Source organism: Corynebacterium ammoniagenes DSM 20306 (assembly GCF_001941425.1).
Classification (GTDB): Bacteria; Actinomycetota; Actinomycetes; order Mycobacteriales; family Mycobacteriaceae; genus Corynebacterium; species Corynebacterium ammoniagenes.
Map to the genome: position 1 here is coordinate 1,737,650 of NZ_CP009244.1, position 24,859 is coordinate 1,762,508.

Annotated in this window: 24 protein-coding genes; 7 read left to right on the plus strand and 17 right to left on the minus strand. The window is 56.2% G+C overall.

All coding sequences use genetic code 11. From position 1 onward, the window contains the following. Positions 1–61 precede the first annotated feature (61 nt). Positions 62–2,164, minus strand: coding sequence for an NAD-dependent DNA ligase LigA (gene ligA, locus CAMM_RS07950; protein ID WP_003848723.1), 2,103 nt, complete (start codon positions 2,162–2,164; stop codon positions 62–64). 87 nt (positions 2,165–2,251) lie between these two features. On the opposite strand from ligA, the gene CAMM_RS07955 reads away from it, so the two are divergent. The 4 genes from CAMM_RS07955 to CAMM_RS07970 all read left to right on the plus strand — a co-directional run bounded on the left by CAMM_RS07955 (position 2,252) and on the right by CAMM_RS07970 (position 4,901). After that, on the plus strand, positions 2,252–2,923 hold the full coding sequence (locus CAMM_RS07955) for a 3'-5' exonuclease (RefSeq protein WP_003848721.1): 672 nt from the start codon (positions 2,252–2,254) through the stop codon (positions 2,921–2,923). 123 nt (positions 2,924–3,046) lie between these two features. Continuing rightward, positions 3,047–3,589 carry an ArsR/SmtB family transcription factor gene (locus tag CAMM_RS07960; protein ID WP_050759884.1) on the plus strand — a complete coding sequence of 181 codons (543 nt, stop codon included), beginning with the start codon at positions 3,047–3,049 and terminating at the stop codon, positions 3,587–3,589. A 23-nt stretch (positions 3,590–3,612) separates the two neighbouring features. Further along, positions 3,613–4,602, plus strand: a complete 990-nt coding sequence (locus CAMM_RS07965; protein ID WP_003848717.1) for a serine hydrolase domain-containing protein — start codon at positions 3,613–3,615, stop codon at positions 4,600–4,602. After that, a complete protein-coding gene (locus tag CAMM_RS07970; protein ID WP_003848715.1) occupies positions 4,602–4,901 on the plus strand; it encodes a hypothetical protein in 300 nt (99 codons plus the stop codon). Before CAMM_RS07965 ends, CAMM_RS07970 begins: the two co-directional genes overlap by 1 nt. Here CAMM_RS07970 and CAMM_RS07975 read toward each other — a convergent pair. Together CAMM_RS07975 and mnmA are read right to left on the minus strand one after the other, a co-directional pair. Next, a complete protein-coding gene (locus CAMM_RS07975) occupies positions 4,875–5,825 on the minus strand; it encodes a uroporphyrinogen decarboxylase/cobalamine-independent methonine synthase family protein (RefSeq protein ID WP_003848712.1) in 951 nt (316 codons plus the stop codon). The genes CAMM_RS07970 and CAMM_RS07975 overlap by 27 nt on opposite strands. A gap of 11 nt (positions 5,826–5,836) precedes the next feature. Next, positions 5,837–6,922, minus strand: coding sequence for a tRNA 2-thiouridine(34) synthase MnmA (gene mnmA / locus CAMM_RS07980; protein WP_003848710.1), 1,086 nt, complete (start codon positions 6,920–6,922; stop codon positions 5,837–5,839). 27 nt (positions 6,923–6,949) lie between these two features. Here mnmA and CAMM_RS07985 point away from each other — a divergent pair, with 27 nt between their 5' ends. Further along, positions 6,950–7,825: a spermidine synthase gene (locus CAMM_RS07985; RefSeq protein ID WP_003848709.1), complete on the plus strand. Its 876-nt coding sequence runs from the start codon at positions 6,950–6,952 to the stop codon at positions 7,823–7,825. On the opposite strand, the gene CAMM_RS07990 is transcribed toward CAMM_RS07985, so the two are convergent. The 7 genes from CAMM_RS07990 to CAMM_RS08020 all read right to left on the minus strand — a co-directional run bounded on the left by CAMM_RS07990 (position 7,806) and on the right by CAMM_RS08020 (position 15,308). Beyond that, on the minus strand, positions 7,806–9,008 hold the full coding sequence (locus CAMM_RS07990) for a glycoside hydrolase family 25 protein (RefSeq protein WP_232051054.1): 1,203 nt from the start codon (positions 9,006–9,008) through the stop codon (positions 7,806–7,808). The two genes, CAMM_RS07985 and CAMM_RS07990, sit on opposite strands and share 20 nt — an antisense overlap. 243 nt (positions 9,009–9,251) lie before the next feature. After that, positions 9,252–10,379 carry a cysteine desulfurase family protein gene (locus tag CAMM_RS07995; protein ID WP_003848705.1) on the minus strand — a complete coding sequence of 376 codons (1,128 nt, stop codon included), beginning with the start codon at positions 10,377–10,379 and terminating at the stop codon, positions 9,252–9,254. After that, positions 10,379–11,320 (minus strand): electron transfer flavoprotein subunit alpha/FixB family protein, encoded by a 942-nt coding sequence (locus tag CAMM_RS08000; RefSeq protein WP_040356042.1) that lies wholly within the window; start codon positions 11,318–11,320, stop codon positions 10,379–10,381. The genes CAMM_RS07995 and CAMM_RS08000 overlap by 1 nt, the downstream gene beginning before the upstream one ends. A 13-nt stretch (positions 11,321–11,333) precedes the next feature. After that, positions 11,334–12,137 (minus strand): electron transfer flavoprotein subunit beta/FixA family protein, encoded by an 804-nt coding sequence (locus tag CAMM_RS08005; RefSeq protein ID WP_075761539.1) that lies wholly within the window; start codon positions 12,135–12,137, stop codon positions 11,334–11,336. Between the two features lie 108 nt (positions 12,138–12,245). Continuing rightward, on the minus strand, positions 12,246–13,433 hold the full coding sequence (locus CAMM_RS08010) for a THUMP-like domain-containing protein (RefSeq protein ID WP_003848700.1): 1,188 nt from the start codon (positions 13,431–13,433) through the stop codon (positions 12,246–12,248). Beyond that, entirely contained in the window at positions 13,418–14,293 is an 876-nt protein-coding gene (locus CAMM_RS08015) for an NUDIX hydrolase (protein ID WP_003848698.1), read from the minus strand. Before CAMM_RS08015 ends, CAMM_RS08010 begins: the two co-directional genes overlap by 16 nt. Before the next feature lie 145 nt (positions 14,294–14,438). Beyond that, on the minus strand, positions 14,439–15,308 hold the full coding sequence (locus CAMM_RS08020; RefSeq protein ID WP_003848697.1) for an ABC transporter ATP-binding protein: 870 nt from the start codon (positions 15,306–15,308) through the stop codon (positions 14,439–14,441). 79 nt (positions 15,309–15,387) lie between these two features. Here CAMM_RS08020 and CAMM_RS08025 point away from each other — a divergent pair, with 79 nt between their 5' ends. Further along, entirely contained in the window at positions 15,388–17,400 is a 2,013-nt protein-coding gene (locus tag CAMM_RS08025; protein WP_003848695.1) for a maltotransferase domain-containing protein, read from the plus strand. A 41-nt stretch (positions 17,401–17,441) separates the two neighbouring features. Next, positions 17,442–19,562 (plus strand): 1,4-alpha-glucan branching protein GlgB, encoded by a 2,121-nt coding sequence (gene glgB / locus CAMM_RS08030; protein WP_003848693.1) that lies wholly within the window; start codon positions 17,442–17,444, stop codon positions 19,560–19,562. A gap of 81 nt (positions 19,563–19,643) precedes the next feature. On the opposite strand, the gene CAMM_RS08035 is transcribed toward glgB, so the two are convergent. From CAMM_RS08035 to atpD, 7 genes are all read right to left on the minus strand, one after another. Continuing rightward, positions 19,644–20,582 carry a tetratricopeptide repeat protein gene (locus CAMM_RS08035; RefSeq protein WP_003848691.1) on the minus strand — a complete coding sequence of 313 codons (939 nt, stop codon included), beginning with the start codon at positions 20,580–20,582 and terminating at the stop codon, positions 19,644–19,646. Positions 20,583–20,615: 33 nt separating this feature from the next. Continuing rightward, complete coding sequence (locus tag CAMM_RS08040; protein ID WP_003848689.1) at positions 20,616–20,930, minus strand: thiamine-binding protein; 315 nt, start codon at positions 20,928–20,930, stop codon at positions 20,616–20,618. A 52-nt stretch (positions 20,931–20,982) separates the two neighbouring features. After that, positions 20,983–21,321, minus strand: coding sequence for a hypothetical protein (locus tag CAMM_RS08045; protein WP_075761540.1), 339 nt, complete (start codon positions 21,319–21,321; stop codon positions 20,983–20,985). A 29-nt stretch (positions 21,322–21,350) separates the two neighbouring features. After that, positions 21,351–22,043 carry an endonuclease NucS gene (gene nucS / locus CAMM_RS08050; protein WP_040356038.1) on the minus strand — a complete coding sequence of 231 codons (693 nt, stop codon included), beginning with the start codon at positions 22,041–22,043 and terminating at the stop codon, positions 21,351–21,353. A gap of 92 nt (positions 22,044–22,135) precedes the next feature. Further along, a complete protein-coding gene (locus tag CAMM_RS08055) occupies positions 22,136–22,651 on the minus strand; it encodes a DUF2550 domain-containing protein (RefSeq protein ID WP_003848685.1) in 516 nt (171 codons plus the stop codon). Positions 22,652–23,030: 379 nt separating this feature from the next. Next, positions 23,031–23,402: a F0F1 ATP synthase subunit epsilon gene (locus CAMM_RS08060; protein ID WP_003848683.1), complete on the minus strand. Its 372-nt coding sequence runs from the start codon at positions 23,400–23,402 to the stop codon at positions 23,031–23,033. Positions 23,403–23,412: 10 nt separating this feature from the next. After that, on the minus strand, positions 23,413–24,858 hold the full coding sequence (gene atpD, locus CAMM_RS08065) for a F0F1 ATP synthase subunit beta (RefSeq protein ID WP_003848682.1): 1,446 nt from the start codon (positions 24,856–24,858) through the stop codon (positions 23,413–23,415). Position 24,859: the final 1 nt, after the last annotated feature.

Genomic DNA, 24,859 nt, shown 5'->3' on the forward strand with positions numbered 1-24,859 from the left:
ACGTGGCTGGCATTTGTTCCTACCAGCCACGTTAGCAGTCTTCTCGTATTAGCCCAATCGCTTACTCCTCGGTGGCAGCGTCCTCTGCTCCTGCTTCTGATTCGGCGGGACCAGAGCCAGTAGCCAGCAGGGTTTCAAATCCGTTTTCGTTGAGGATTGTCACGCCAAGATCGCGAGCCTTAGTTTCTTTCGAACCAGCGTTTTCACCAGCAACGACAAAGTCGGTCTTTTTCGACACTGAACCTGAAGCCTTGCCACCGCGGGAGATAATCGCTTCCTTTGCGCTATCCCGAGAGAAGTTCTCCAAGGTGCCGGTGACCACGATGGTCAGACCCTCTAGGGTCTGCTCCGGTTTATCGGAAGCATCGATAGCCATGGTTACCCCAGCTGCGGCCCACTTGTCGACGATGGTGCGGTGCCAATCGATCTCAAACCAGTCTTTGAAGCTTTCGGCAATGACTAGCCCTACCCCATCGGTTTCCGCGATATCTTCCACATCAGCCGAGCGAGCGGCATCCAATGAGCCGTACCGCGAAGCAATCGCCCGAGCGGCTGTGGGGCCGACATGGCGAATGGATAAAGCCACGAGCACACGCCAGAGGTCTGTGTGACGCGCGGTTTCGAGATTGCTCAATAGCTTCTTGCCAGAGGCATTCACGTTGCCAGCCTTGGTGGTATAGACCTCCGACTTCTTCAAAAGCTCCTCGGTCAGGTCAAAGAGATCTGACTCGTCTTCGAGCACGCCGCGCTCAATGAGGTCGATAGCACCTTTTTCACCCAGCGCCTCAATATCGAAGGCGCCACGGCCCGCCAGGTATTCCAGGCGCGCCGATAGCTGTGCCGGACAGGTTCGGGTATTCGGGCAACGCCAGTCAGCATCGCCTTCTTTTTGAGGCGCTAGCTTCGTGCCGCAGGATGGGCAGTTTTCGGGAAAGACCCACTCGGTTTCTGTTCCGTCGCGCTTTTCTTCCACTGGGCCCAAAACCTCAGGGATGATCTCCCCCGCCTTGCGGATAATCACGGTATCCCCGATTAAAACGCCCTTGCGCTTGACCTCAGATTGGTTGTGCAGCGTTGCCATCGACACGGTGGAGCCCGAAACAAAGACGGGATCCATCACGGCATATGGGGTCACCCGTCCGGTACGGCCCACGCCGACTTCAATATTGCGCAGCTTGGTGGTTACTTCCTCCGGAGGGTACTTGTACGCAATTGCCCAACGAGGTGCGCGAGAGGTTGCTCCCAGACTGCGCTGGGAACCAAGGTCATCGACTTTGATGACCACACCATCCATCTCAAATTCGGCATCGTGGCGATGATCTGCCCAGTACTTGACCTTGTCCTGGACTTCCTTCGATGTCGTGACCCGCTCCGTATAAGGAGAAACCGGAAGGCCCCACGCCGCAATGGCAGCGTAGGCATCGTGCTGGCTCGTGGGAGTAAAGCCTTCACGAGCACCGAGACCATGTGCTACCAGACGCAGACGACGCTTTTTCACATCATCTGGGTTTTTCATCCTCAAGCCACCAGCAGCCGAATTTCGCGGATTCGCGAAAGCTTGCTTGCCTTCCGATGCCCGTTCTTCATTCAGTGCTTCAAAATCTTCCGGGCGCATATAAATTTCGCCACGGATTTCTACCAGCGCTGGGACCGGATATTCCTCAGAGCCTTGAAGTTCATGCGGAATAGATTCAATCACCCTCGCATTGGCCGTAATATCCTCGCCGACTCGGCCATCACCGCGCGTAGCGGCGGTAGCAAGCTTGCCGTCGCGATAGACCAAGTCAATGGACGCGCCATCAATTTTCAGCTCCGCCAAATATGCTTCCGCGGGCGTTCGGTCCAACCAATCCTGCAATTCATCAGCATTGAATACATTATCCAAGCTCATCAAACGCTCGAGGTGTTCGATATCGGCAAACGCGGAATCAGCAGCCGGTGCAGAACCCACCTCCTGGGTGGGAGAATCTGGAACTACCAGCTGCGGATGCGCAGACTCCAGCGCGACTAGCTCCTGGAAAAGAGCATCAAAATCAGCGTCAGGAATTGCTGGTTGCTCGTTGTAGTAGAGCTCGCGATGACGTCGCACTTCTTGGGCAAGTTCTGCCCAACGCTTTTGTGCTTCTTCCGGGTTTAGCTGGTCAAATGATTCAGTAGCAGTCACGGTTTCTAATTCTAGTTGGGATTGAATGTTCGTGGCCCTATCCCCCAGCCATAGGCTTTGTCCGAAGGTGCCTATAAAGTGTTGGGCATGAACTTCGATGCCTCCAAGATGCTCTCCTTCGACCTGGAAACCACATCCGTAAATACCCGCGAAGCAAGAATTGTTACCTCTGCTGTCCTGCGCATCGCCGGCCCTGACGTCGTCAAAAAGGAAACCCTCGCTGACCCCGGCGTAGAAATCCCCGAAGCCGCGGCCAAGATTCACGGCATCACGACTGAGCAAGCGCGCGCGGAAGGACGCCCGCATGACGAGGTTTTGCAAGAGACGGTCAACGCCATTAAAGCTGCGTGGGATGAGGGCTTTACGTTGATTGTGTACAACGCCCCTTATGACTTATCCGTGCTGCGCAACCTCACCGGCGACTTCACCGTCACGGGACCTGTATTCGATCCTTATTTGATTGACCGCGTCAAAGATCGTTATCGCAAGGGCAAGCGCACGTTGGGAGATCTCTGCAAAGAGTATCGCGTTGAGTTGGGCAACGCCCACGAAGCTACCGCGGATGCTCTCGCCGCCGCTCGCATTGCGTGGAAACAAGTCAACCAGCGTTGGCCAGAGCTTAAAGAGATGGACTCTGATGAACTCATGGAGTTTCAGGCGGTCAACTTCTACGAACTGGCCGTGGATCAAAAGAAATACTTCGAAGGCATCGGACGCGACGTTTCTGATTTCAACATGTCCTGGCCGCTGCAGGGCTAATTGACTGAATAACCGGCCCTTTTCTAGCCCCTACTCAGTTCAAGCCGTTTTAAAATATTTGTAAATTTGCACACTATTTCCAAAATGCTTGAACTTATTCCATAAATGATGGACGATGGGTTTATGTCATCGACCCCAGATCCTCAACGCGACACGAACTCCTCAGGCCAACAGGTAGGCACCGAAGAGCGCTTGGCTGCTGTGGAAGCACGTGTCGAGGCGCTTGAGAACGCCGCTTCAGAACCTTCTGAGGCAAACGGGTTTTGGGTTGTGGACACTCTTCATAAACAACGTGACCAACTGCCCGAAGGTTCAGTTATTTTTGGTGGCGATCTCGACGCTGCTGGTGGACACTACAGCTACCAATGGCAACGCCCTACCGAAGTATTAACTGATGCTAATCAGTGGGCAGACAGCTTTGAGCGTCTGACTGCTCTGGCGCATCCAGTACGCGGAGCAATTCTTCGCCGTCTCCTGCAATCTTCGGCGCAAGTCTCGGATCTCATTGCAGAAGAACTAGTCACGTCCACATCGACGGCATATCACCATCTCAATGCACTCTCCCAGGCTGGGTGGATTAAAAAATCTGGTTCCGGTACTTACGAGATTGCGCCAACGCGGGTCATCCCGCTTTTGACCATCATTTCAGCTAGTGAGGACCACTAGCTAGGAGCAAAGAGGTGAAGGCCATGAAAAGATCAGTTCTTTTCGGCACCCTGACAGCCATCGTCGTACTCATCGGACTCATTGTCGTCGGCCCCCAGCGTATCGCATTAGCTGATGACAGCACGGGTGATGAGGAATTAGCACAAAAGCTTCGTGACAATTCGAGTAGAGCGCAGAACCAGATCACCGCATTTACGCTACAAGACGGCGAGGTAACCTTTGCGGGCATCGGCGCCGATGAAAACACGGAAGTTGAGATCGGTTCAGTCACGAAAACTTTCACTACCGAGCTGCTGCGTCAGCAGGTGGAATCTGGAGATATAGACCTAGAAACCACAGTCGATGACATTATTGAGGTTGAAGGCAGTGAGGTCTCTGATGTCACCATGCTGGAGCTGGCTAACCATACCTCGGGCCTACCGCGCCTCGACAAAGACAACCTGGGGTTGGTCCGCACCATATTCACCGAAAATCCATACGCCGGGATTTCTCAAGACGATGTCTTCGATGCCGCTCGCAACGCCAGCCTGAGTGGCCGCGGTGAACGGTCCTACTCCAACTTCGGTGCGGCGCTGCTTGGTCAGTTGTTGGCGGTCAACGCCGATTCTGAATATGCCGAATTAGTGCAAGAAAACATCTTGGATCCGGCGGGTATGGATGCAACGTATGTGGGAAGCGAATCCTCCATTGCTGAGGATGCTCCTCGCGGTTTGGCAGCCAATGGTCGCGAGACAGACGCTTGGGGCATGGACGGCTACGCCCCTGCTGGTGCAATCCGCTCAACTGCTACGGATATGTCCAAGTACGCCAAGTTCCTACTCGACAATAGTGAGTTTGAGTTTGGCTGGTTCCCGGAAAATTCCGGTGGGTATTGGCACAACGGTGGCACCGGTGGCTACTCCACCATGCTGATTATTGATCCCAACGCTAAAGAGGCTTTCTACGCCAACGGCAATACCCCGCAAGGCGTGGAGGATCTCACCCGCGCGCTTCGCATGAAAGGTGAGCAATAATGTTGTTCGAAATAATCATCTACGCCGTACTAGCGATTATCGCCGGTGACAATATCTACCAAATCTGGAAGCTCACCCGATCTGGCAAGTCCGACCAGTTCAAGCCCGGAAAAACTCTGGGCTATTTAATATTCACGCTTGTCATCGTCATTATCGTCGGCCTGAGCGCACCGTGGGGAACGCAAATTTCCATTGTCATGTGGTGGATCATTGCTGCAACGACTGCGGCGTATGCAGGTGTTGCGATCTGGCGGATCCTCCGAAACAGAGAATTAGAGGTCTCCGGCATCGCGTTCTAGGATGTCGGCCACTTCAGCAATGAAGCGGTAGGCAGCAGCCATATCCTTCAGGCTCTCCCCTGACGTGGCGGAGACGATATCGATATCCGTGGTCAGTCGCAGGCGCGAGTGTCCGATCCGATCCCACGCTTTCGCGAGATTGATGGAGACTTGTCGCGGATCTTTTATAGCGCCGCTTTCGGCAAATGGGTTCACTGCGAAGGCAAGGCGATAGCCTTCTTCGATGTGCTCGCCGATGCCATCTTGATCGGTGCCAAGTAATGCAGCATCAATAATCGTGGTCTTTACAGCACGTGCAGCTTCCCAGTTCGGTTGTTGACCAGTGAAGTTGAGCAGGTCCGCACTGAACTGTTCAATACCATCGGCGCCGACCTCAGACGGGACTGGGCGCACCGGGTCGAAGGAAGTTGTACCGCGCAAACCAGCCAGGACATCGGCATAGAGCGGTTCATCCAATTGCACGATGACATTAGAACCAAATCGCTTTTTCACATCCTCGACATGCTCATCAATACCAGCATGCAAGGCCGCGGTGAGATCACGCAAAGCCCCGGGGTCAGTAATCGCACGGTGGCCATTGGCTAATTCCAAGGAAGCAGCGAGCGACCACGGCCCCACGACTTGGATTTTCAGTGTGTCTACACCATCGCTCCAAAGTTCCTCGAGAATATCGAGGTCGCGTTCCATGCGATCCCACATGGCGCGCGTGGCTAGCTGCGGGCGGTTGGTCAAGCGCCAACCACGCGGTCCACGGTCAACGGTGACTGCTTCAAGCAGTCCAGCTGTGCGGCCAATAAGGTCTGAACCCAAGCCTCGAGCGGGTAGTTGTGGCAAATGCCGGCTATCGCCGGTCTCCCCGGCAATAATGTCGGCAGCCAAAGCGATATCAGTACCGGGGACCGGCCCCAATCCATAAGCGGTCATCGATGTGTGTCTTAGGCAGTCTCAATAATAGTGCCGGAGCCAATGACGATATCGCCTAATTCATCTGGCGATGGGAAATACAGCACGGCAGCTTGACCGGGTGCAACACCGGAAAGTGGCTCGTTCAAAGTCAGAATCATCGCATCGGCATCGCGGTCGACTTCGGCGTGGCAGGATACGACGGAGCCGTGCGCGCGTACCTGCACGTCACAGTCGAATTCGCCATCCATGGCTGGGTGCAGATACTTGAGTCGATCGGCGCTGATGCGAGTGACCTTCAGAGCCTCTCGGGAGCCCACGGTTACCGTGCCGGTTTGTGCATCAATGCCGGTGACATAGCGTGGACGGCCATCGGCAGCTGGGGCCTTGATGTCCAGGCCCTTGCGCTGGCCGATAGTGTAGTTCCAAGCGCCGTCGTGCTCGCGCAGTTCCGTGCCATCTTGGTCGACAATCATGCCAGGGCGCATGCCAATGCGGGCACCCAAAAAGGCTTGGGTGTTGCCATCAGGGATAAAGCAGATGTCATAAGAATCTGGCTTGGAGGCGGTGGAAAATCCGTGGCGCTTAGCTTCTTCGCGAATCTGTGGCTTCGGAGTATCCCCAATTGGGAAGTAGCAGTAGGACAGCTCTTCGGCGGTAATTACGCCAAGAACATAAGACTGGTCCTTGTTCTCGTCCAGGGAGCGACGCATGTAGCCATCTTTGTCCAAGGTGGCGTAGTGGCCGGTGGCCACGGCATCGAAGCCCAGCGCCATGCCCTTGCGCAAAAGTGCAGCGAACTTAATCTTCTCGTTGCAGCGCAGACAAGGGTTAGGGGTTTCACCACGGGCGTAGGAATCAACGAAGTCCGTGATAACGGCCTCTTTGAATTCCTCGGAGAAGTCCCAGACATAAAATGGGATGCCTAATTTATCGCAGATGCGGCGTGCATCCGCGGAGTCCTCAAGGGAGCAGCAGCCGCGGGCTTTTTCTCGGGTCTGTTGGGCATCTTTGTGCAGGGCAAGGTGGACACCGACCACCTCGTGTCCTGCTTCAACCGCACGGGCGGCAGCTACGGATGAGTCGACGCCTCCGGACATGGCAACCAAAACTCGCATGTTATGGGAGTGTACTCTCTATAAGCTATGGGTAAAAAGCGCAGCAAACGAGGTCACAGTTCTTCTGCCTCCCGCGGCGGGGCACATACCTCACCAATTGGTACTTATGAGATTTCTACCGGCACCGCAGAGATTGCCGCCGATCCTTTTCGCGATGGCTCTTTTATCCTGAATATCAATGGAGTGCCCAGCTCACACATTGTGCCGGGCGAGCCCCGCGAGCTGGAATTTGAATACATGCGTTGGATTGCCGCGGCCGTCGAAGCTTTCGCGCCCGGCCACCGGCTGACCCACTTGGGCGGCGGGGCTTGTACTCTGGCGTGCTATTTCGCGGACCTATGGCCAGATTCGAAGAATACCGTGGTGGAATTTGATGCCAAGCTCGGTGAATTGGTACGTCAGAAGTTCGATATCCCGCGCGCACCCAAGGTGAAAATCCGCGCGGGCGAAGCACGGACGGAAACCGAAAAGTTTCTACCGGCATCTCGTGATGTCATCATTCGCGATGTCTTTTCCGGGGCTGAAACCCCAACGGATCTCACCACGGTGGAGTTTTTCCAAGCTGCGCACCGCTCGCTGGTTCCAGGCGGGTTATATGTCGCCAACTGTGGTGATCACTCAAATCTGCGCGGTGCTAAGGCAGAAATTGCCGGGCTCCAAGAAGTCTTTGCCCACGTCGGCGTCATTGCCGATCCGCCGATGCTCAAAGGTCGCCGCTACGGCAATATTATTCTCATCGCCTCTGATACTGAATTGCCCGCAGCACACCAAGAGATTGCCTCTCGCCTACTAGGCGGTGCCGTGCCCGCGCACTACAAGGGCCCGGCCTGGACCAACAAATTTGCCGCCGGTGGCCAGGCTCGCCATGATCCTCCGAGTGAGGCTACTGCGCCGTCTCAGTAAGTGCGCCGACCGCTTGTTGGTACTCAGGGTTTTCTGCTGCCTCAGCCGCCGCTGCCCCAGCTTCCGCTAAGCCAGCATCCGCTACACCGGCATCCGCTGCCCCAGCTTCTCCGGCTACGTGCTCGGCGTTATCGAGCAGCATGACCAAATCACCTAGGGTGTAGTTGCCATTGGCCATTTCTTCGAGCTGTTCGACCGGCAGGTTATTCTGCTCAATCAAGTCCGTTACCACGGCTGGCAGGCCGTCGAGGTTGGCTTGCTCGGCGGCATCGACAAGCGCTGGCGCTGCAATCAGCCCGGCTGCCAGCGCTAGGATAGCTCCCACCACTACCGTGGCATCGGCGCCGAGATCCACGCCTTCTTCTACAGTCAAGCCTTCCAGCTTGCCGCCAGAGGCTTCCAACTGGCCGGCAGAGAACATATTCAACTGGTTTTCATCACCATTGAATACGTTGAGGTCCACATTGCCGGCGATACCAGCGACACGACCGGAGTCAGAGCGCTGCCACATATCGACCTTGTCCCAGCCACCCACCGGTTGCGGTGCCGTGGGTTGATAAGCGGCAAGCCACAGTGGGTAGTTCGCAAATTCCGTGGAATTGGCCATCTGCTCAATCCAGAAATAGCGGTAGGTGTACAGCATTGGTGTACGCCCGGTTAATGATTCCAGCTCATTCATAAACTCATGAGTCCAACCAGCAAGCTGCTCAGGGCTTTGACCTTCAGCAACTTCTAGGTCCAGTACCGGCGGCAAGGTGTGATTGCCCACCTGGTTGTACTGTGCGGCATAGTGCTGGGCCTGCGCACGCGGGTCTTCCCCTGGGCGTGCGTAGTGGTAGGTACCTACTTGCAGCCCATTGGCGCCTGCCTGCGCTGCATCCTCAGCGAGGTGGTCGTTAGTCCACGACGCACCTTCGGAGGCTTTGATGACGGCGAAAGACTGGCCGTCAGTGCGCACCTGGTCCCAGGCAATGGCTTGACCATCAGGGTGTTGCCAGCGGGAGACGTCCACGCCCGAGGCCAGCCCCGGCACCGTTGATGCGGGCGCTGGTGCGATGTCACCAGGGACCTCCACAGGAAGATCAGCAGGTAGTCCAGGAATTGCCGTGGCAGGAAGAACCAACAAGGTTCCAGCCACGGCGGCGGTAGCGGTCACGGCAGTAAGCAAGCGGAGTTTACGCATGACCACGAGCATAACTTATTTCACTCCAGTCACAGCAGTTTCGTGCGTACCATTTCCATCATTTCACTGATAATTCATCTTCACGTCGCCTTCTACGCCGGTCATGCGGTCACCACAGAGTGAATAAAACATGAAAAAATCTTCAGCACTCGGCGAGTTGCATCTGGATAAGCTGCACCTCGATGCGTTTCGCTACAGTGCTGAAGATTGTCAGGAGGTCTAAGTCCTCGAGCTAGCGTTGGATTAAACCGAGCGGGCCAAACTAACGACTTCGGGAAGTACAGCAAGCAGCTGCTTCACATCGTCTTCCGTAGTCAGCCGGCCTAGGGTAAACCGCAAGGAGCCGCGGCCTTGCTCGTCGGCGACCCCCATGGCTTCTAAGACATGCGACATGCGGTTCACACCAGCGTGGCACGCCGAACCAGTCGCAGCTTCGATGCCACGCTGGTCCAATAACATGATGAGGCTATCGCCATCGGTGCCGGGGAAAGATACGTGCAGGTGGGTATCTAAGGATGGCTCGACGGTGTTGACGATGACATCGTCGATGGAGGCTACGATGCCTTCGCGCAGCGTGTTGCGCAGGTGCAGAATCTGCGCGGATTCTTGCTCAAGCTGCGCAAGGGATTCCTGCAATGCGGCAGCAAGCCCGGATGCGCCGGCCACGTCATTGGTGCCCGGGCGAATGCCGCGTTCTTGCCCGCCGCCAAACATTAATGGCCGCGGCGCCGGAGTGCGCTTGGCTAAAAGCAAACCAATACCGCGCGGACCACCGAATTTATGGGCACTTGCCGCCAAGGTCGCAGCGCCTAGTTCATGGAAATTAATCGGCAATTTGCCTACGACCTGCACGGCATCCACGTGCACGGGCGTGCCAACTGCGGCCGCACGCTTGACGATGTCTTCTACCGGCTGAATAGCCCCTGTTTCATTATTGGCCCACATCGAGGTTGCCACGGCTGCTGGGGTATCTAACGCAGTGAGATCTTCAATGTGGCCGTCGCGGCCGACGGGTAATAGGTCCACGGTGGCGCCGTGGTCTGCTTCTAATCGCGCCACGGTATCGCGCACGGCGGAGTGCTCGATGGGAGTCGAGATGATTCTGCCCGCGCCCGGTTGTTCGGCGGAGGCATGAAATAATCCCTGGACAGCAATATTGTCAGCTTCGGTGCCGGAGGCAGTAAAGACAACTTCGATGGGTTCGCAGCCTAATAGCTCCGCGACGGTCTCGCGCGCATCATCTAATACCGACCGTGCCTTGCGCCCGGAGGCATATTGGGCACCGGCGTTGAGCTGGCCGGACGCTGCTACCCATGCGTCAATCGCGGATTGGCGCATGGGTTGGGTTGCTGCGTAATCGAAATACGACATTAGGCGCGCTTCTTCAATTCCTCAATCAGTGCTGGCACAAATTCGTGCAGGTCAGTGACCACTCCCAGATCAGCAATCTGGAAGAAAGGTTCATCTTGATCCTGGTTGACCACCACGATGGTACCGGAGGTCTGCATGCCCGAGGTGTGCTGGATAGCACCGGAGATGCCCAAACCAATGTAGAGATCCGGAGAGACGGTCACGCCGGTTTGACCAATCTGCAAGGCAGGATCGTACCAGCCTTCATCCACTACGTCACGGGTGGCACCAACGGCGGCTGACAAGGCATCGGCTAGTGGTTCTACTACCCCAGCAAAGTCATCGCCGACGCCGCGGCCACCGGCCACGACCGTCTTGGCGGTGCCGAGTTCCGGACGGGCGGACTTTTCTGCGGCGGTAAAGCCCACGACCTGCACGTCGCGCTCAGTAGCAGCGGGCAGCGGCATGGGCGCGATCTGTGCTTGTGCTGGCGCTTCCGAAGGCTCAATAGCACCAGGCTGCACGGTGTAGATCGGGCAATTGCCATGTGCCTGAGCGGTGACCTCGGTGGAGCCGCCGAAAATGGACAAGGTCGCGGAGCGATCCGCGGCAATCGCGGAGACATTCGCGAGCACGCCGGAGGCTAAGCGCGCGCCCAGGCGGCCAGCGATTTCATTGCCGGTACGGTCTGCAGCAATGATAATCGGCGCCGGGTTAGCCTGCCCCAGTGCGTGCAGCGCATCGACCTCGGGGGTAATCAAGCGCGCATCATAATCAGCGGCGGTGGCATTGACTACTTGAACAGCGCCATATTGCGCCAGCTGCGGTGCAAGCTCTTCGGCGTGGCCACCGACGACCACTGCGGAGACCGCGCCGAGCGGGCGTGCTGCGGTAATAAGTTCTGCGGTAACAGGGTTGAGTTGGCCGGCATCGTGCTCGACCAAAACATAGACGTGAGACACGTTAATTCTCCTACTAAATTAAGTTCTTCGATGCCAGGAAGTCAGCGACCTGCGCTGCCATTTCTTCTGGGCTGCCGGAATCAATAACCGCACCTGCGGTACGCGCGGGCTTTTCCGCAGACGCCGTCACCGCAGTCGTCGATGCCGCAAGGCCAACGTTGCCGGGCTCGACTCCGATATCAGCAATCGACCAGACGGTGACGTCATGCTTTTTCGCAGCCATCAGGCTCTTGAAGTTTGGAAAGCGCGGCTGGTCGGCCTTATCGGTGATCGACACAATCGCCGGCAGTGCGGCGGACAGCTCCCAGTGCCCCGCGGCGTCCTCACGAGTACCGGTGACCTTGTCACCGGCCAAGGTGGCAGCAAAGACATTGGTCAACGCCGGTGCCTGGCGATATTCCGCCAGCATGCCCGCAAGAAGGCTGGTTTCACCATCGGTAGAGGTATTGCCCAAGACCACCAGGTCCACGCTGCCGTGCTTCGCAGCAATTGCGTTCAGCGCGTTATGGATCACCCAGGTGGTTGCCAGTGCATCAGAACCTGCCAGGGCATCATCTTGAACGTGCACTGCATCATCCGCGCCCATGGCCAAAGCCTTCCGCAACGCCTCATCAGCACCTGCTGGCCCAACGGTGAGTGCCACCACCTGGAAACCAGGGTTGGCGTCTTTCATGCGCAGGGCTTGCTCAACTGAGTATTCGTTGATCTCATCCAACATATTGTCAACCGCTTCGCGGTTTAACGTGTGGTCGGAGTCTAAGGACTTGGTCGACCACGTATCTGGAACGTGCTTGACCAGTGCCACGATGGTGGGCATTCGGCATTCACCTTTTCTTTAGCTCATGGAAATGTTGCGAAATTCATTCAACCGCCCATAGTAGTAGGCATACCTACTTTAGAACTAGTCTGCGCTCTTCCGCAGTGTCTAAGCCCACTGCCGCGCGTGACAAATTAACGCCACCCCGCGGGTGCCAATGCGGGTAATAATCACCGCAAATTCTGCACTGCCGCGCAATTTTAGCTTCTTCCGCAGCAGGTCCGGGTCTATGTCGACCCCGCGGACTAAAATTTCCACGCGGCCACAATCAAGCGCACTTAACGCGGATTTTAATTTCTTGATCGGCACTTCTTCGATGAATCGAAACCCCGAGCGCCCCGCGGGAATCTGCGGTCCGGTCAGATACGCGATGCGATCATCAAGCTGCCACAAGCCTTCGCGTGCGGCATAGTCTTTGACCAACCCGGCGCGCACCACAGCGCCATCGGGGTCAATGATAAATTCGCCGATCTCGCCGGCTTGGGGAAGGTCTGCTCGGTCGCCGGCGTATTCTTCAATCACGTCAGCAGCGCTTTCGCTTGTCGATGCCAAAAGCACCGCCCTTCGGGCCGTTGCCAACTGCGGGCTATATAAACACGCTTCTTTCACCCCGCCGTCTAAGGACGTAACCGTTACTCCCCCATCCCACTCGGAGAAATCCAAACCCGGTGCGCATTTGATCATCAGCGCCTTCTCGCGGTGTGTATCCACTAGGTCCGGCAAAGGTGGCAGCAAGTCCTGCGGGGAGCTAATGCGCCGTCCCCCAGCCCGGCGCGCCGGGTCCGCGAGGATCACCTGCGCGGTAGTCGTCTCCGACAGCGCATCGGCTTGAAAGAAGTGGCCGGCAGTAACGTTGTGGCGGGCCATCGACAAGCGAATGCGATCGATATCGCTTCCCACATAGTTAATGCCTGCGCCCGTTAATGCTGCGCCTTCAAACCCGACCGAACACGTCACATCATGCACCGAGGAAATGCCCAGGCGTGCCAGTTCTGCCGCGCGAAAGCGTGCGACTGGGTCTGGGGTGGCTTGTTGGATGGAATCGGTATCCACCAACCAGGAAGCGCTCGGATTGTGCTCGCTGTACTCCGCGCGTGGGAATTTATGCGTCCTTAACCCTGCTCGCCGCGCGGTGACAAGCTCTGCGACCGCACGTGCATACTCACCGAATTCTTTGTGCAACACGGACATATCCGCCACGGTGGATTTTTTGCTCAGCTCTAGCTCATCGGTGCTATGCGCAATAGCTTCCTGGTTTGCGGCCAGAAAGTGTACTTCTTCTATCGAGAACGCCATGAGATCCGATCAATGGGAGTGGTGGTAAAAAAGTCATGGTAGCGCGGGTCGTCTTTGGGGTCTCCAATGACCGGGCGGGTATCGGACAACGACGCGGCGTCGATGACCTCAGCCACGGAGTCATACTGTGCCAAACGCTGCAGCTGCGCCCAGGTGGGAATGACCAAACGCACCAGGCCAACTTTCCACCCTTCGAGCAATAAGCTCGGCGGAAACCAATTGGCATCATCAGCTTCCCCGGTCTCCCCGTCGGGCTGCTGGCCTTGGGGCAATAACGCAACAAAGAAGAAGGTATCGAACCAGTTTTTCGCGCCCGATGAGCCAACCCAGCGCGCCCACGGGATGAGCAAGTCTGAGTTGACCTTCATGGAATTTTCGGCCAAAAAGTCGGTGAATGATACCTCGTGGGTTTCTAAAAGTGCACGTTGTTCGTGAAAGGGTGAGGCGTCTTTGACGGGGCCGTTGTCATCGACGACCAAAAGCGTTCCCGCTTCTTCAAAAAGCTCGCGCGCGGCGGCAAAGACCAAGGCGTGCGCTTTGTATTTGGTCACGCCCATGCGCCGGGCCATGGACACGACTGAGCGCCCTGCCCAGAATTCACCGGAGTCCCACGAGCGCGGTGGGAAATCACGGCTATCGACCCCGCCGCCGGGAAAGACCACGTGGCCGGGGTAGTTGACCATGGTGGATACGCGTTCTTGGACCCAGACTTCGAGCCCGTTTTTGCCGTCGCGAATGAGCAGGACGGTCGCTGCCATCCTGCCGCCGTTAAAACCTGTGGTATCGGCGTGATCAATCGCGTCAATCTGAGCTGGGTCAAAATCTTGAGCTCTACTCAGATTCTTCTCTGTATCACCCATGTGCCTTATATGGTACGTCTTTCACACGCCTGACTCAGACCATTTTCTGGTCCCTACCCCCAACAATGTGGCTATGTGGCATATTCGCCCGCCGTAGGAGTCCAAGCTACTTGCGAAGGCTACTTGCGGACGCTATTTGCGATCGCTACTTGCGGTGGCTGGTGCGCGCGGAACGGTTTCGGCGCGCGAAATAGCGATCCCCAATGCGGTCAACTTGAATGGGCTGGTGGAAGGCCTTGGAGAGATTGTCCGATGTCATCACGGAGTTGATCAACCCCTTGGCCACGATATTGCCTTCATCCAAGATCATCGCGTGAGTAAAGCCATAAGGAATCTCTTCCACGTGGTGGGTAATCATCACGATTGCCGGTGCATCCGGATCCAGTGCCAGATCACCTAAGTAACCGACTAAGTCTTCGCGCCCGCCTAAGTCCATGCCCGCGGTGGGCTCATCCAAAATCAATAGCTCTGGGTCCGACATCAATGATCGCGCCAAGATAACGCGCTTGCGCTCACCTTCGGATAACGTGCCCCACGTGCGCTTGGCCAAGTGGTGGGCACCGACCTGGTCTAGGATTTCCTCGACGCGTGCAAAGTCCATGGAATCGTACTGCTCGCGCCAACGCCCTAAGACGGCATAGCCGGCGGAGATGACTAAGTCTTCCACGACCTCATTGTCTGGAATCCGGTGCTGCACCGCCGCCGAGGACATACCAATGGCCGCGCGCAAGTCGCGCATATCGGTTTTACCAATGCGCTCCCCCATCAAAAAGGCCGTACCGCGCGAGGGGAATTCCTCCGCGGCTGCCATGCGAACCAAAGAGGTCTTGCCGGCGCCATTGGGGCCGATAACTACCCACCGCTCATCTAATTCCACTTGCCAGTCCACCGGACCGACAAGCGTATTGCCGCCACGGCGAAGTTCTACACCGCGGAAATCGATGAGCAAGTCATCGTGGGTTTCGATCTCTTCCGATAAGGACGTCACGGGAGTATGGGCTGAGGAGTTAGGCATAGGTTCATTCACACCCTCTATTGTGGACTAATTTCTCGTTGGCCGGTGAAACTGACACAGCTCGACTAACCTAACAATCATGACTCAGCGCCTTGGGATAGATGATGTTCGGCCACGCATTGATAATGGAAATTTGCCGGTCAAAGCAGTTGTCGGTGAAGTAATACCAGTGACCGCCCTAGTGTGGCGCGAAGGCCACGAGGCCATCGCCGCGACTTTAAATGTGTGGTCGGATCGCAGCCCGGAGACCATTGCCACCTCCACGATGACGGTGGATCGCTTCATCCAGGATCGGGTGCACGGCATTTTCACCCCTGGGACCGAAGGCACTTGGTACTACCGCGTTGATGCCTGGTCAGATCCCATTGCCACCTGGCGTGATGCCGTCGAAAAGAAAATGGCTGCTGGCCAAGACGCCGCCGAATTAGCCAATGACCTAGCCCATGGCTCCAATCTTTATGCCCGCGCCGGGCTTAGCCTCGCAGGTGCTTCCAGCCGCACACTGCTAAAAGCTGGCGTCAACCTTGATGACCACACCAAGGACCTTGAACAACGCGTGGAACTGGCTTTATCTGCACAGGTTCAGGAGATTCTTGCCCATCATCCTTTTCGCGAGCTGGTCACGCAAGGTCCTACCCAGGAGGTCTTAGTAGAGCGTCCGCAGGCGTTGTTTAACTCCTGGTATGAACTTTTCCCGCGTTCCACCGGTGGCCGCGATGAAGACGGCAATCCAATCCATGGCACCTTTCACACCACCGCTCAAGCACTGGAGCGCGTGGCGGCAATGGGTTTTGACACCGTGTACTTTCCGCCAATCCATCCCATTGGTGAAATCCACCGCAAGGGCAAAAACAATACGTTAAGCCCTGAGCCGGGTGATGTGGGCTCCCCGTGGGCAATTCAAGACCACATGAAAACCCACCCGGAGCTGGGCACCCTGGAAGACTTCGAAAAGCTAGTGGTTCGCGCGCACGAGTTGGGCTTGGAAGTAGCCCTAGATCTTGCCTTGCAGGCCTCCCCCGATCACCCGTGGGCAACAACGCATCCGGAATTTTTCACAGTCCTTGCCGATGGCACTATCGCCTATGCTGAAAACCCTCCCAAGAAGTATCAGGATATCTACCCGCTGAACTTCGATAATGCGCCGGATTTGGTCTATGAAGAAATCTACCGAGTAGTTATGCACTGGGTTGAAGCTGGTGTTTCCACCTTCCGCGTGGATAATCCACACACCAAGCCCACGAATTTCTGGTCCTGGTTGATTACCAAGGTGCACGCCAGCCACCCGGGCGTGATTTTCTTAGCAGAAGCGTTTACCCGCCAGGCGCGGCTCTATGGTTTGGCCAAGCACGGTTTCTCCCAGTCGTATACGTATTTCACGTGGAAGACCACCAAGGAAGAATTGACCGAATTTGCCACCGAGCACGCGTTGCAGGCCGATTTTTGCCGTCCGAACCTCTTCGTCAATACCCCCGATATTTTGCACGAAGCCCTGCAAACCGGCGGGCGCGCGATGTTTGCTATTCGCGCGGTGCTGGCCTCGACCTTATCGCCGCTGTGGGGTGTGTATTCGGGCTATGAGCTTTATGAACACGTGCCCGTGAAACCCGGCAGCGAAGAGTACATGGATTCGGAAAAATACGAGCTGCGGCCACGTGATTTCCAGGCGGCCGTAAATTCGGGAGACTCTTTAGAAAGTTTCATTCGCCTGCTCAATATGATTCGCCGCGATAACCCCGCTTTGCAGCAGCTGCGCAATCTTCACTTCCATGAGGCAGATAATGCCCAGGTGATGGCGTATTCCAAAGTCGATACCACCACGGGCAACGTCGTAATTGTAGTCATCAACCTGGATCCACGCAATGCCCAAGAAGCAACCGTGACCATTGACTATGACGCGGTGGGGCTCGCCCCGGGGCAAACTTATCTCGTCCAGGACCAAGTCTCCGGTAATTCCTATGAATGGTCAGAGCGCAACTATGTACGCCTAGAACCTCTGCGCGATGTCGCACATATCTTTGTCTTGCCGACTGTGCCGACGGAGCATCGAGAAGCACTCGCGTATCGCCACGTGAGTGATTACCGCCCTTAATTCCACCCCTACACCCAACTTTTACGAGGTAGCGTAAAGCCATGAGCATTCCTGCAGATGATCTGCATCTTTTAAACCAGTGCCGTCACTTTAACCCCCACGGGTTTTACGGCTGGCATGACGGAACCGTGCACACCCGCCGCCCCGGTGCGGAACGCGTGGAGCTAGTGACCTCCACCGACGTGCTGCCCATGCGCAACCTCGGCGATGATATCTTCTTCGCCGAATTAGACGAGGACCAAGACTACCGGCTGCGCATTACCTACCCGGCGCAACCACCGCGCGATATTGCCGATGGCTACCTCTTTTTGCCCACCCTGGGCTCTTTGGACTTGCACCTGATTTCCGAAGGCCGCCACGAACGCCTGTGGGAAGTACTCGGCGCCAACCTCAAGACCTACCCTTCTGAGCTCGGCGAGATTACCGGCACTGCTTTTGCCGTGTGGGCCCCGAACGCCGAAGGTGTCTCCGTGGTGGGAGATTTCTGTGGGTGGAATGCCGCGCAATACCCCATGCGCTCTTTGGGCTCGACTGGCATTTGGGAAGTATTTATCCCCGGTGTCGGCGCAGGTGAACGTTATAAATTCGCGATTCACACCAAAGACGGCCACCGCATTGATAAAGCCGACCCGATGGCGCGCAAGACGCTTGCCCCACCAGAGACGGCATCGGTTATTGAAACCTCGGATTATCAGTGGACGGACGGCGAATGGATTAATTCCCGCACGACCGATTTAGATGTGCCCATGAGCGTCTATGAAGTCCACGTTGGTTCGTGGAAACAGGGCTCGAACTATGCCACGTTGCAAGAAGAGCTTATCCCCTACTTGTTAGAACATGGCTTTACCCATGTGGAGCTCATGCCCGTTGCCGAGCACCCCTTCGGTGGGTCCTGGGGATATCAGGTCTCCAGTTATTACGCACCCAGTGCCCGCTGGGGTAACCCGGATGACCTGCGCTCGCTTATCGATGCCCTGCATAATGCCGGCATCGGCGTCATCGTCGACTGGGTACCCGCGCACTTTCCCAAAGATTCCTTCTCCTTGGGCAAATTCGATGGTCAAGCCTGCTACGAGCACCCCGACCCGCGCCGGGGCGAGCAACAAGACTGGGGCACGTACGTCTTTGATTTTGGCCGCAATGAAGTGCGCAACTTCCTCGTGGCCAACGCGTTGTATTGGGCAGAGGAATTCCACATCGATGGCCTACGCGTCGATGCCGTAGCCTCCATGCTGTATTTGGACTACTCGCGCGATGACTGGATTCCGAATGTCCACGGCGGGCGTGAAAACCTCGAAGCCGTGCACTTTTTGCAAGAAGCCAATGCCACCTTGCACCGCCACCACCCCGGTGTGCTTACTATCGCGGAAGAGTCCACCTCCTGGCCTGGGGTGACCGATTCCACCGAAAATGGTGGTCTGGGCTTTAACCTGAAGTGGAATATGGGCTGGATGAATGACACCCTCGAATACTTTGGCTACGACCCCATCCACCGCAGCTACCACCACAATGAGCTGACCTTTTCCATGGTCTACGCCTACTCGGAGCGCTACATGCTGCCCTTTAGCCATGATGAAGTAGTCCACGGCAAGGGCACCTTGTGGACTCGGATGCCCGGTGATGACTGGAATAAGGCCGCGGGTGTGCGCGCGCTATTTGGCTATATGTTTAGCCACCCCGGCAAAAAGCTCATGTTCATGGGCTGCGAATTCGGCCAGACCACCGAATGGTCGGAGGCACACTCCGTGGATTGGTCCAACTTGGAAGGTTGGGGCCATGAATACCACCACGGCATCAAGCGCCTAGTTCGCGACCTCAACCACACCTATCAACAGCACCCCGCGCTGTGGTCACAAGACTTTAGCCAAGATGGTTTCCAGTGGGTCAAAGCCGACGATGCCAATAACTCCATCCTCGGCTACGTCCGCTATGGCACCGATGGCTCCGTCATCCTCGCGGTCTGTAACTTTGCCGGTACCTCGCAGCCAGACTATGGCATGTGGGTGCCTGAAGATGGCACCTGGGAGCTTATTTTCAACACCGACGATAAAGCCTACGAAGGCGCCGGCAATGACCTTGCTCAGCAGATAACCTCGGCTGATAATTCGACGAACCTGCACATTCCGGCTCAGTCCGTACAGTGGTACAAGCTCCAGCGCTAGCTTTCTCGCTCGCGAGACGCCTGCACGAAATAAGCGCTTGCCTAGGGACTGGGCTAGGCAAGCGCTTATTACAGGTTTTTATTAGTACAACGAGCTGGCAAGCTTCGTGCGGGCGGCGAGAACGCGCGGATCGGTGGCATCGAAAAGCGCAAAAAGCTCCAGCAGCCTATCGCGCACCTTGTCCTTTTCTCCCGACACGTTGCCGGCAATCAACGCAATGAGGCGGTCGAAGCCGGCCTCGGGATTACCAGCGACAATCTCTGCATCGGCGGCATTAAATTGCGCGTCGATGTTTTCTGGCTCCTGCTGCGCCGCAGCGATCGGATCCGTGGTGCGATTTGCCGGATCGAGGCGCTTGAGCAGCTGCGTGGTATTGCGTGCCTGCCGGATTTCAGCATTGTCTGGCTCATCGGCGAGAATCGAGTCATACACCGCCATCGCGCCATCGAAGTCGCTTTGATTAAGCTTTGACTCGGCTTCGGCCAACCGTGGGTCTTCTGCGACCTCCTGGGACTCTGCTTCCTGCGGCATATCTTGCGCGTCTAGGCCTTTGAGCTTGGGACCGATTTGATCGACTAAAGCATCCACCCACTGTTGCAAGGCTTCTTTTGGCTGCGCGCCTTCAAAATTCGTCAACGGTTGCCCAGCACCGATGGCCACTACCGTAGGCAACTGCTGTACCCCGAAGACCTGAGCAATCTGTGGGAAAGTATCCGCATCAATATAGCCGACGATGAACTTTAGGCCGCCGGCCTCAGCAAGTTCTTTGAAGTCGGCTTTGAGCTGCTCCGATGCTGGTGAACGCGGGGTGCCGATAATTGCGATGACAGGAATCTGCGTGGAGCGGCGTACAACCTCATTTTCAAAGTTGCCATCCGTGACGTCGAAAAAGGGCGCGATGCCACCAGTTTGTCCGGCGGAATTCGACTGATTCTTCGCTGCTTCGCGGGCTTCTGCCTGGGCTTTAACTTGGCTTAAATCCAAAGCACCACCGACGAAACCTGACTGCGGATTGGTCATTAAAGTACTACTCCTTGAAAATCTTCGGGCGAACTATTGTGCAGCGTCTGGGCCTAAGTGGCGATCAATCGCGTCCACCTTGCCCCGAATGCGGTCAGTGTAGCCCGGGCGAATATCTGCCTTAATCACTAAAGAAACCCGTGGGGATACAGCTTCCACCACTTCCGTGGCCTTTTTGATAACGCCAAAGACCTCATCCCATTCACCTTCAACAAGGGTGAACATGGCATTGGTTTCATGCGGCAAGCCAGATTCACGCACTACGCGCACAGCTTCAGCCACAGCCTCGGACATCTCGGCATCAGGAGAATTGGTAATAGTAGGAGCTACAGAAAACGCAACAATCATGCCCACTACTCTACCGCGCCTCAGTCTTTCTGTGCCGCACGAGTGTTTGTGCCTAACGCCGATCCCAACAGCGAGTGTGCCAGTGTCGGCGCTCCTCTACCCGCCCGCCGCCTTCTTGCGGCCACGCAACAATATGCGCCATCCCGGAAAAGATAGGCCCATTGCAGCCCGGACAGATGTAGTTTTTCTTCGCGCCAGCAGCGCCCACCCGGCGCAGGATATATGGGCGGCCGAAATCCCAGGAGGGTCCCTCTACGGTTTCCGCGCCGAGGAACGCAGCGGCATCACGGGGTAAGGCTCGCGGTTGATACGAGCCTGCCCGTCCCCTTTTGGACCCGTGACCGCGCTGTGGTTGCCGCGAGCTCTGCGTCCGACGCTTCTTTCGACCCATGAAAATCTACAATCCGGCTACCAGGTGGCTTAAAACAATCGTAGTTCGTTGGATTCGATACCGCGTAATTCTTGGTAATCCAAGATGACGCAGCGAATACCGCGATCTTCTGCCAAAGTGCGCGCCTGCGGCTTAATCTCTTGGGCTGCAAATACACCTGTAACCGGTGCGAGAAGGTCATCGCGGTTTAAGAGCTCTAGATAACGGGTGAGCTGTTCCACGCCGTCGATATCGCCACGACGCTTGATTTCTACCGCCACATATCCCTTTGCGGCATCTTGGGCCATGATGTCTACTGGGCCAATGGCTGTGGGGTACTCACGGCGTACCAAGGTATAGCCTTTGCCCAAGGTGGTGATGTGCTCTGCCAGTAGTTCCTGCAAGTGCGCTTCTACGCCGTCTTTGACCAAACCTGGGTCTTCGCCGAGTTCCACCTCGATGTCTTGGTGGATTTCTTCGATAGTAATCCGCAGCTGGTCGCCTTTTTTATTTTCTACCAGCCACAAATACTCGCCGGTGTGCTCGCCGTCGATATCTTTGATTTCAGACTCTTCTAGGGTGCACGGTGGAGTCATCCAGTTCAAAGGCTTGTAGGCCCTATCATCCGCGTGCACGGAGACGGAACCGTCCGCTTTTAACAACAGCAGGCGATCGGCCATGGGAAGGTGGGCATCCAAACGGCCAACATAATCGACAGAGCAACGGGCGATGACTAAACGCATGCCCACTACATTAAGCGTTTGACGCTGCGAACGAAAACTAAGGTCCCAGTTTAAGAAGACCGGACCTTATTGGGTCCGGTCTTCTCTCGTGACTACTTGCCGTTGTAGCTCGTCCACGTAGTCGGGTCATAGGGCATATTGCTTCCGCGGGGGCGCTCTGCCCTATCGCGCAGACGGCGGAAATCAATCTTCTCCCGGCGCTGTGAGGGAGATGCCTCCACCCAGGCTCCAAAGGCCATGAGAGCGTGCTGCGTGCATGCTAGTTCGTATTCACGGCCGGCGGAGATAAAGCGGATGAGCTCATAGTCATCAGAAATAAAAGCAGCCTCGCCATCAGTTGCGGGACGTGAATCCAACAACTCGATGTCGAGGCGGCTAAAAGAATGGTCAGCCATAGGTGATACGGAGCGGAGCTTGAAAAAATCCACTTCGTCGCCCTTGTAGCGCAGTACGCCATGACGCCAACCGTGGTACCCCCTGGCCGGGAGCTTGCGCATCAAGACCGAAGCACCGCGAGAGCGCAGAGTGAAAAAGCGCATTGCCGCAAAGAAAACACACAAAATGGCAATAATGGCCAGAATCCAAAGGATTACCGAAACCACGCTCATCAGTCCCGCTCTTCCCTTCTCAGTTACAACCGCTGATGGTAAAAGCAAGATCTGACGTGCAATGTCGAAGCTGCTATAACCAATCTGCTCAGAAGCGGTTCAATCATTTTTAAGTTGTTGAATAGTCTACAGAGTGCCTGCACAGAGTCACAATAAATCGTTTGGTTGACTACTTCCACCCGCCCCAACATGGGTGTTCGTGCATCAAAGTCAATGGGCCTGCGCACCGTCTGCCCCCAGCGGCAGGAGTAAAACCACAAAAAAATACCCGCAGCATGTTAATACTGCGGGTATTTCATGAGAGAGGAAGGGCGGACATTGCTGCCCTTAATCTCCGAGTACTCGGTATGCGAGCTCTACCTAAGACGGGTCTTTGGTATTAGCTTTCGCGAGAACGAGTCAAGGCGCGAAGCGCTGCCTGTCCACGAGAAGCAACCAGTTCATCGGAGGACTGTGCGTCTTCCTGTGCCTGAGATTCATTAACCTCATCGGCCCAGACTGCCCAGTCAGCAAGAACGGTGATCTTCTCGAGGGAAACGGAGAGGAAGCCACCCTGGACGGCAGCGACCTTACGGTCGCCGTCGACTGGGCGGAAGGTTACGACGCCATTTTCAGCCAGCTGGCCAAGCAATGGTTCGTGACCCGGAAGCACGCCGATCTCACCCTCGGTGGTCTCTGCGGAAATGATAGTGGCCTTTCCAGACCACAACATGCGCTCAACAGAAACCAGTTCCACGGTGATGTCAGCCATGTGCCTCTCCCTACTTCTCAGTCAGCTTCTTGTACGCTTCTTCGACGTCGTCCAAGCCACCCAAGCCGTTGAAGGCCTGCTCTGGGTAGTGGTCGAATTCGCCATTGCAGATGCGCTCAAAAGCGTCGATGGTATCGGACAACGAGACGTAAGAGCCTGGCAAGCCGGTGAACTTCTCTGCGACGAAGAAGTTCTGGCCCAAGAAACGCTCGAGGCGACGTGCGCGCTGAACGGTGATCTTGTCCTCTTCAGACAGCTCGTCCATACCCAGAATCGCGATAATATCCTGCAGTTCCTTGTTCTTCTGCAAAATGTTGATCACGCGCTGTGCAACAGCATAGTGTCGCTCACCAACGATGCTTGGCTCGAGAATACGAGACGTCGAGGTCAGTGGGTTCACAGCTGGGTAGATACCCTTGGAAGCAATTGCACGGTCAAGCTCGGTGGTTGCATCCAAGTGAGCGAATGTCGTCGCTGGAGCTGGGTCGGTGTAGTCATCGGCAGGGACGTAAACGGCCTGCAGAGACGTAATCGACTTACCCTTGGTCGAGGTAATGCGCTCCTGGAGAACACCCATCTCATCAGCCAGGGTTGGCTGGTAGCCAACGGCGGAAGGCATGCGGCCCAGCAGGGTCGATACCTCAGAGCCAGCCTGGGTGAAACGGAAGATGTTGTCAATAAACAGCAGCACGTCCTGGCCCTGAACATCGCGGAAGTACTCCGCCATGGTCAGACCGGACAGAGCCACACGCATACGAACTCCTGGTGGTTCGTCCATCTGGCCGAACACGAGGGCGGTGTCCTGCAGTACGCCCATTTCTTCCATTTCCAGGAACAAGTCGGTGCCCTCACGGGTACGCTCGCCGACGCCGGCGAACACGGAGGTACCAGAGAACTCGCGTGCGATACGAGTAATCATTTCCTGAATGAGAACGGTCTTACCAACACCCGCACCACCGAAGAGGCCAATCTTACCGCCCTTAACGTAAGGGGTCAGCAGGTCGATGACCTTAATACCGGTTTCGAGGATTTCAGTCTTGCCCTCGAGCTGGTCGAATGCTGGTGGTTCGCGGTGGATACCCCACTGCTCACCATCGCGACCCAAGCCTGGCTCGTCCAAGCAGTCGCCCAATGCGTTAAAGACGTGGCCCTTAACAACATCGCCGACTGGAACGGAGATTGGCTTTTGGGTATCGGTTACAGCGGCGCCACGGACGAGGCCATCGGTAGGTGCCATGGATACGGCACGAACGAGGTTATCGCCGAGGTGCTGTGCAACCTCAAGAGTAATGGTGCGTGCAACTGCCTCGAGTTCAATCTCAACGGTCAGTGCATTGTACAGTTCCGGTAGTCCGCCGCGCGGGAACTCCACGTCGACGACCGGACCGATGACACGCACCACACGGCCGGCTACTGCCGAGTCCTGTGTGTTCTGCTCATGCAGAGCTGTAGTCATA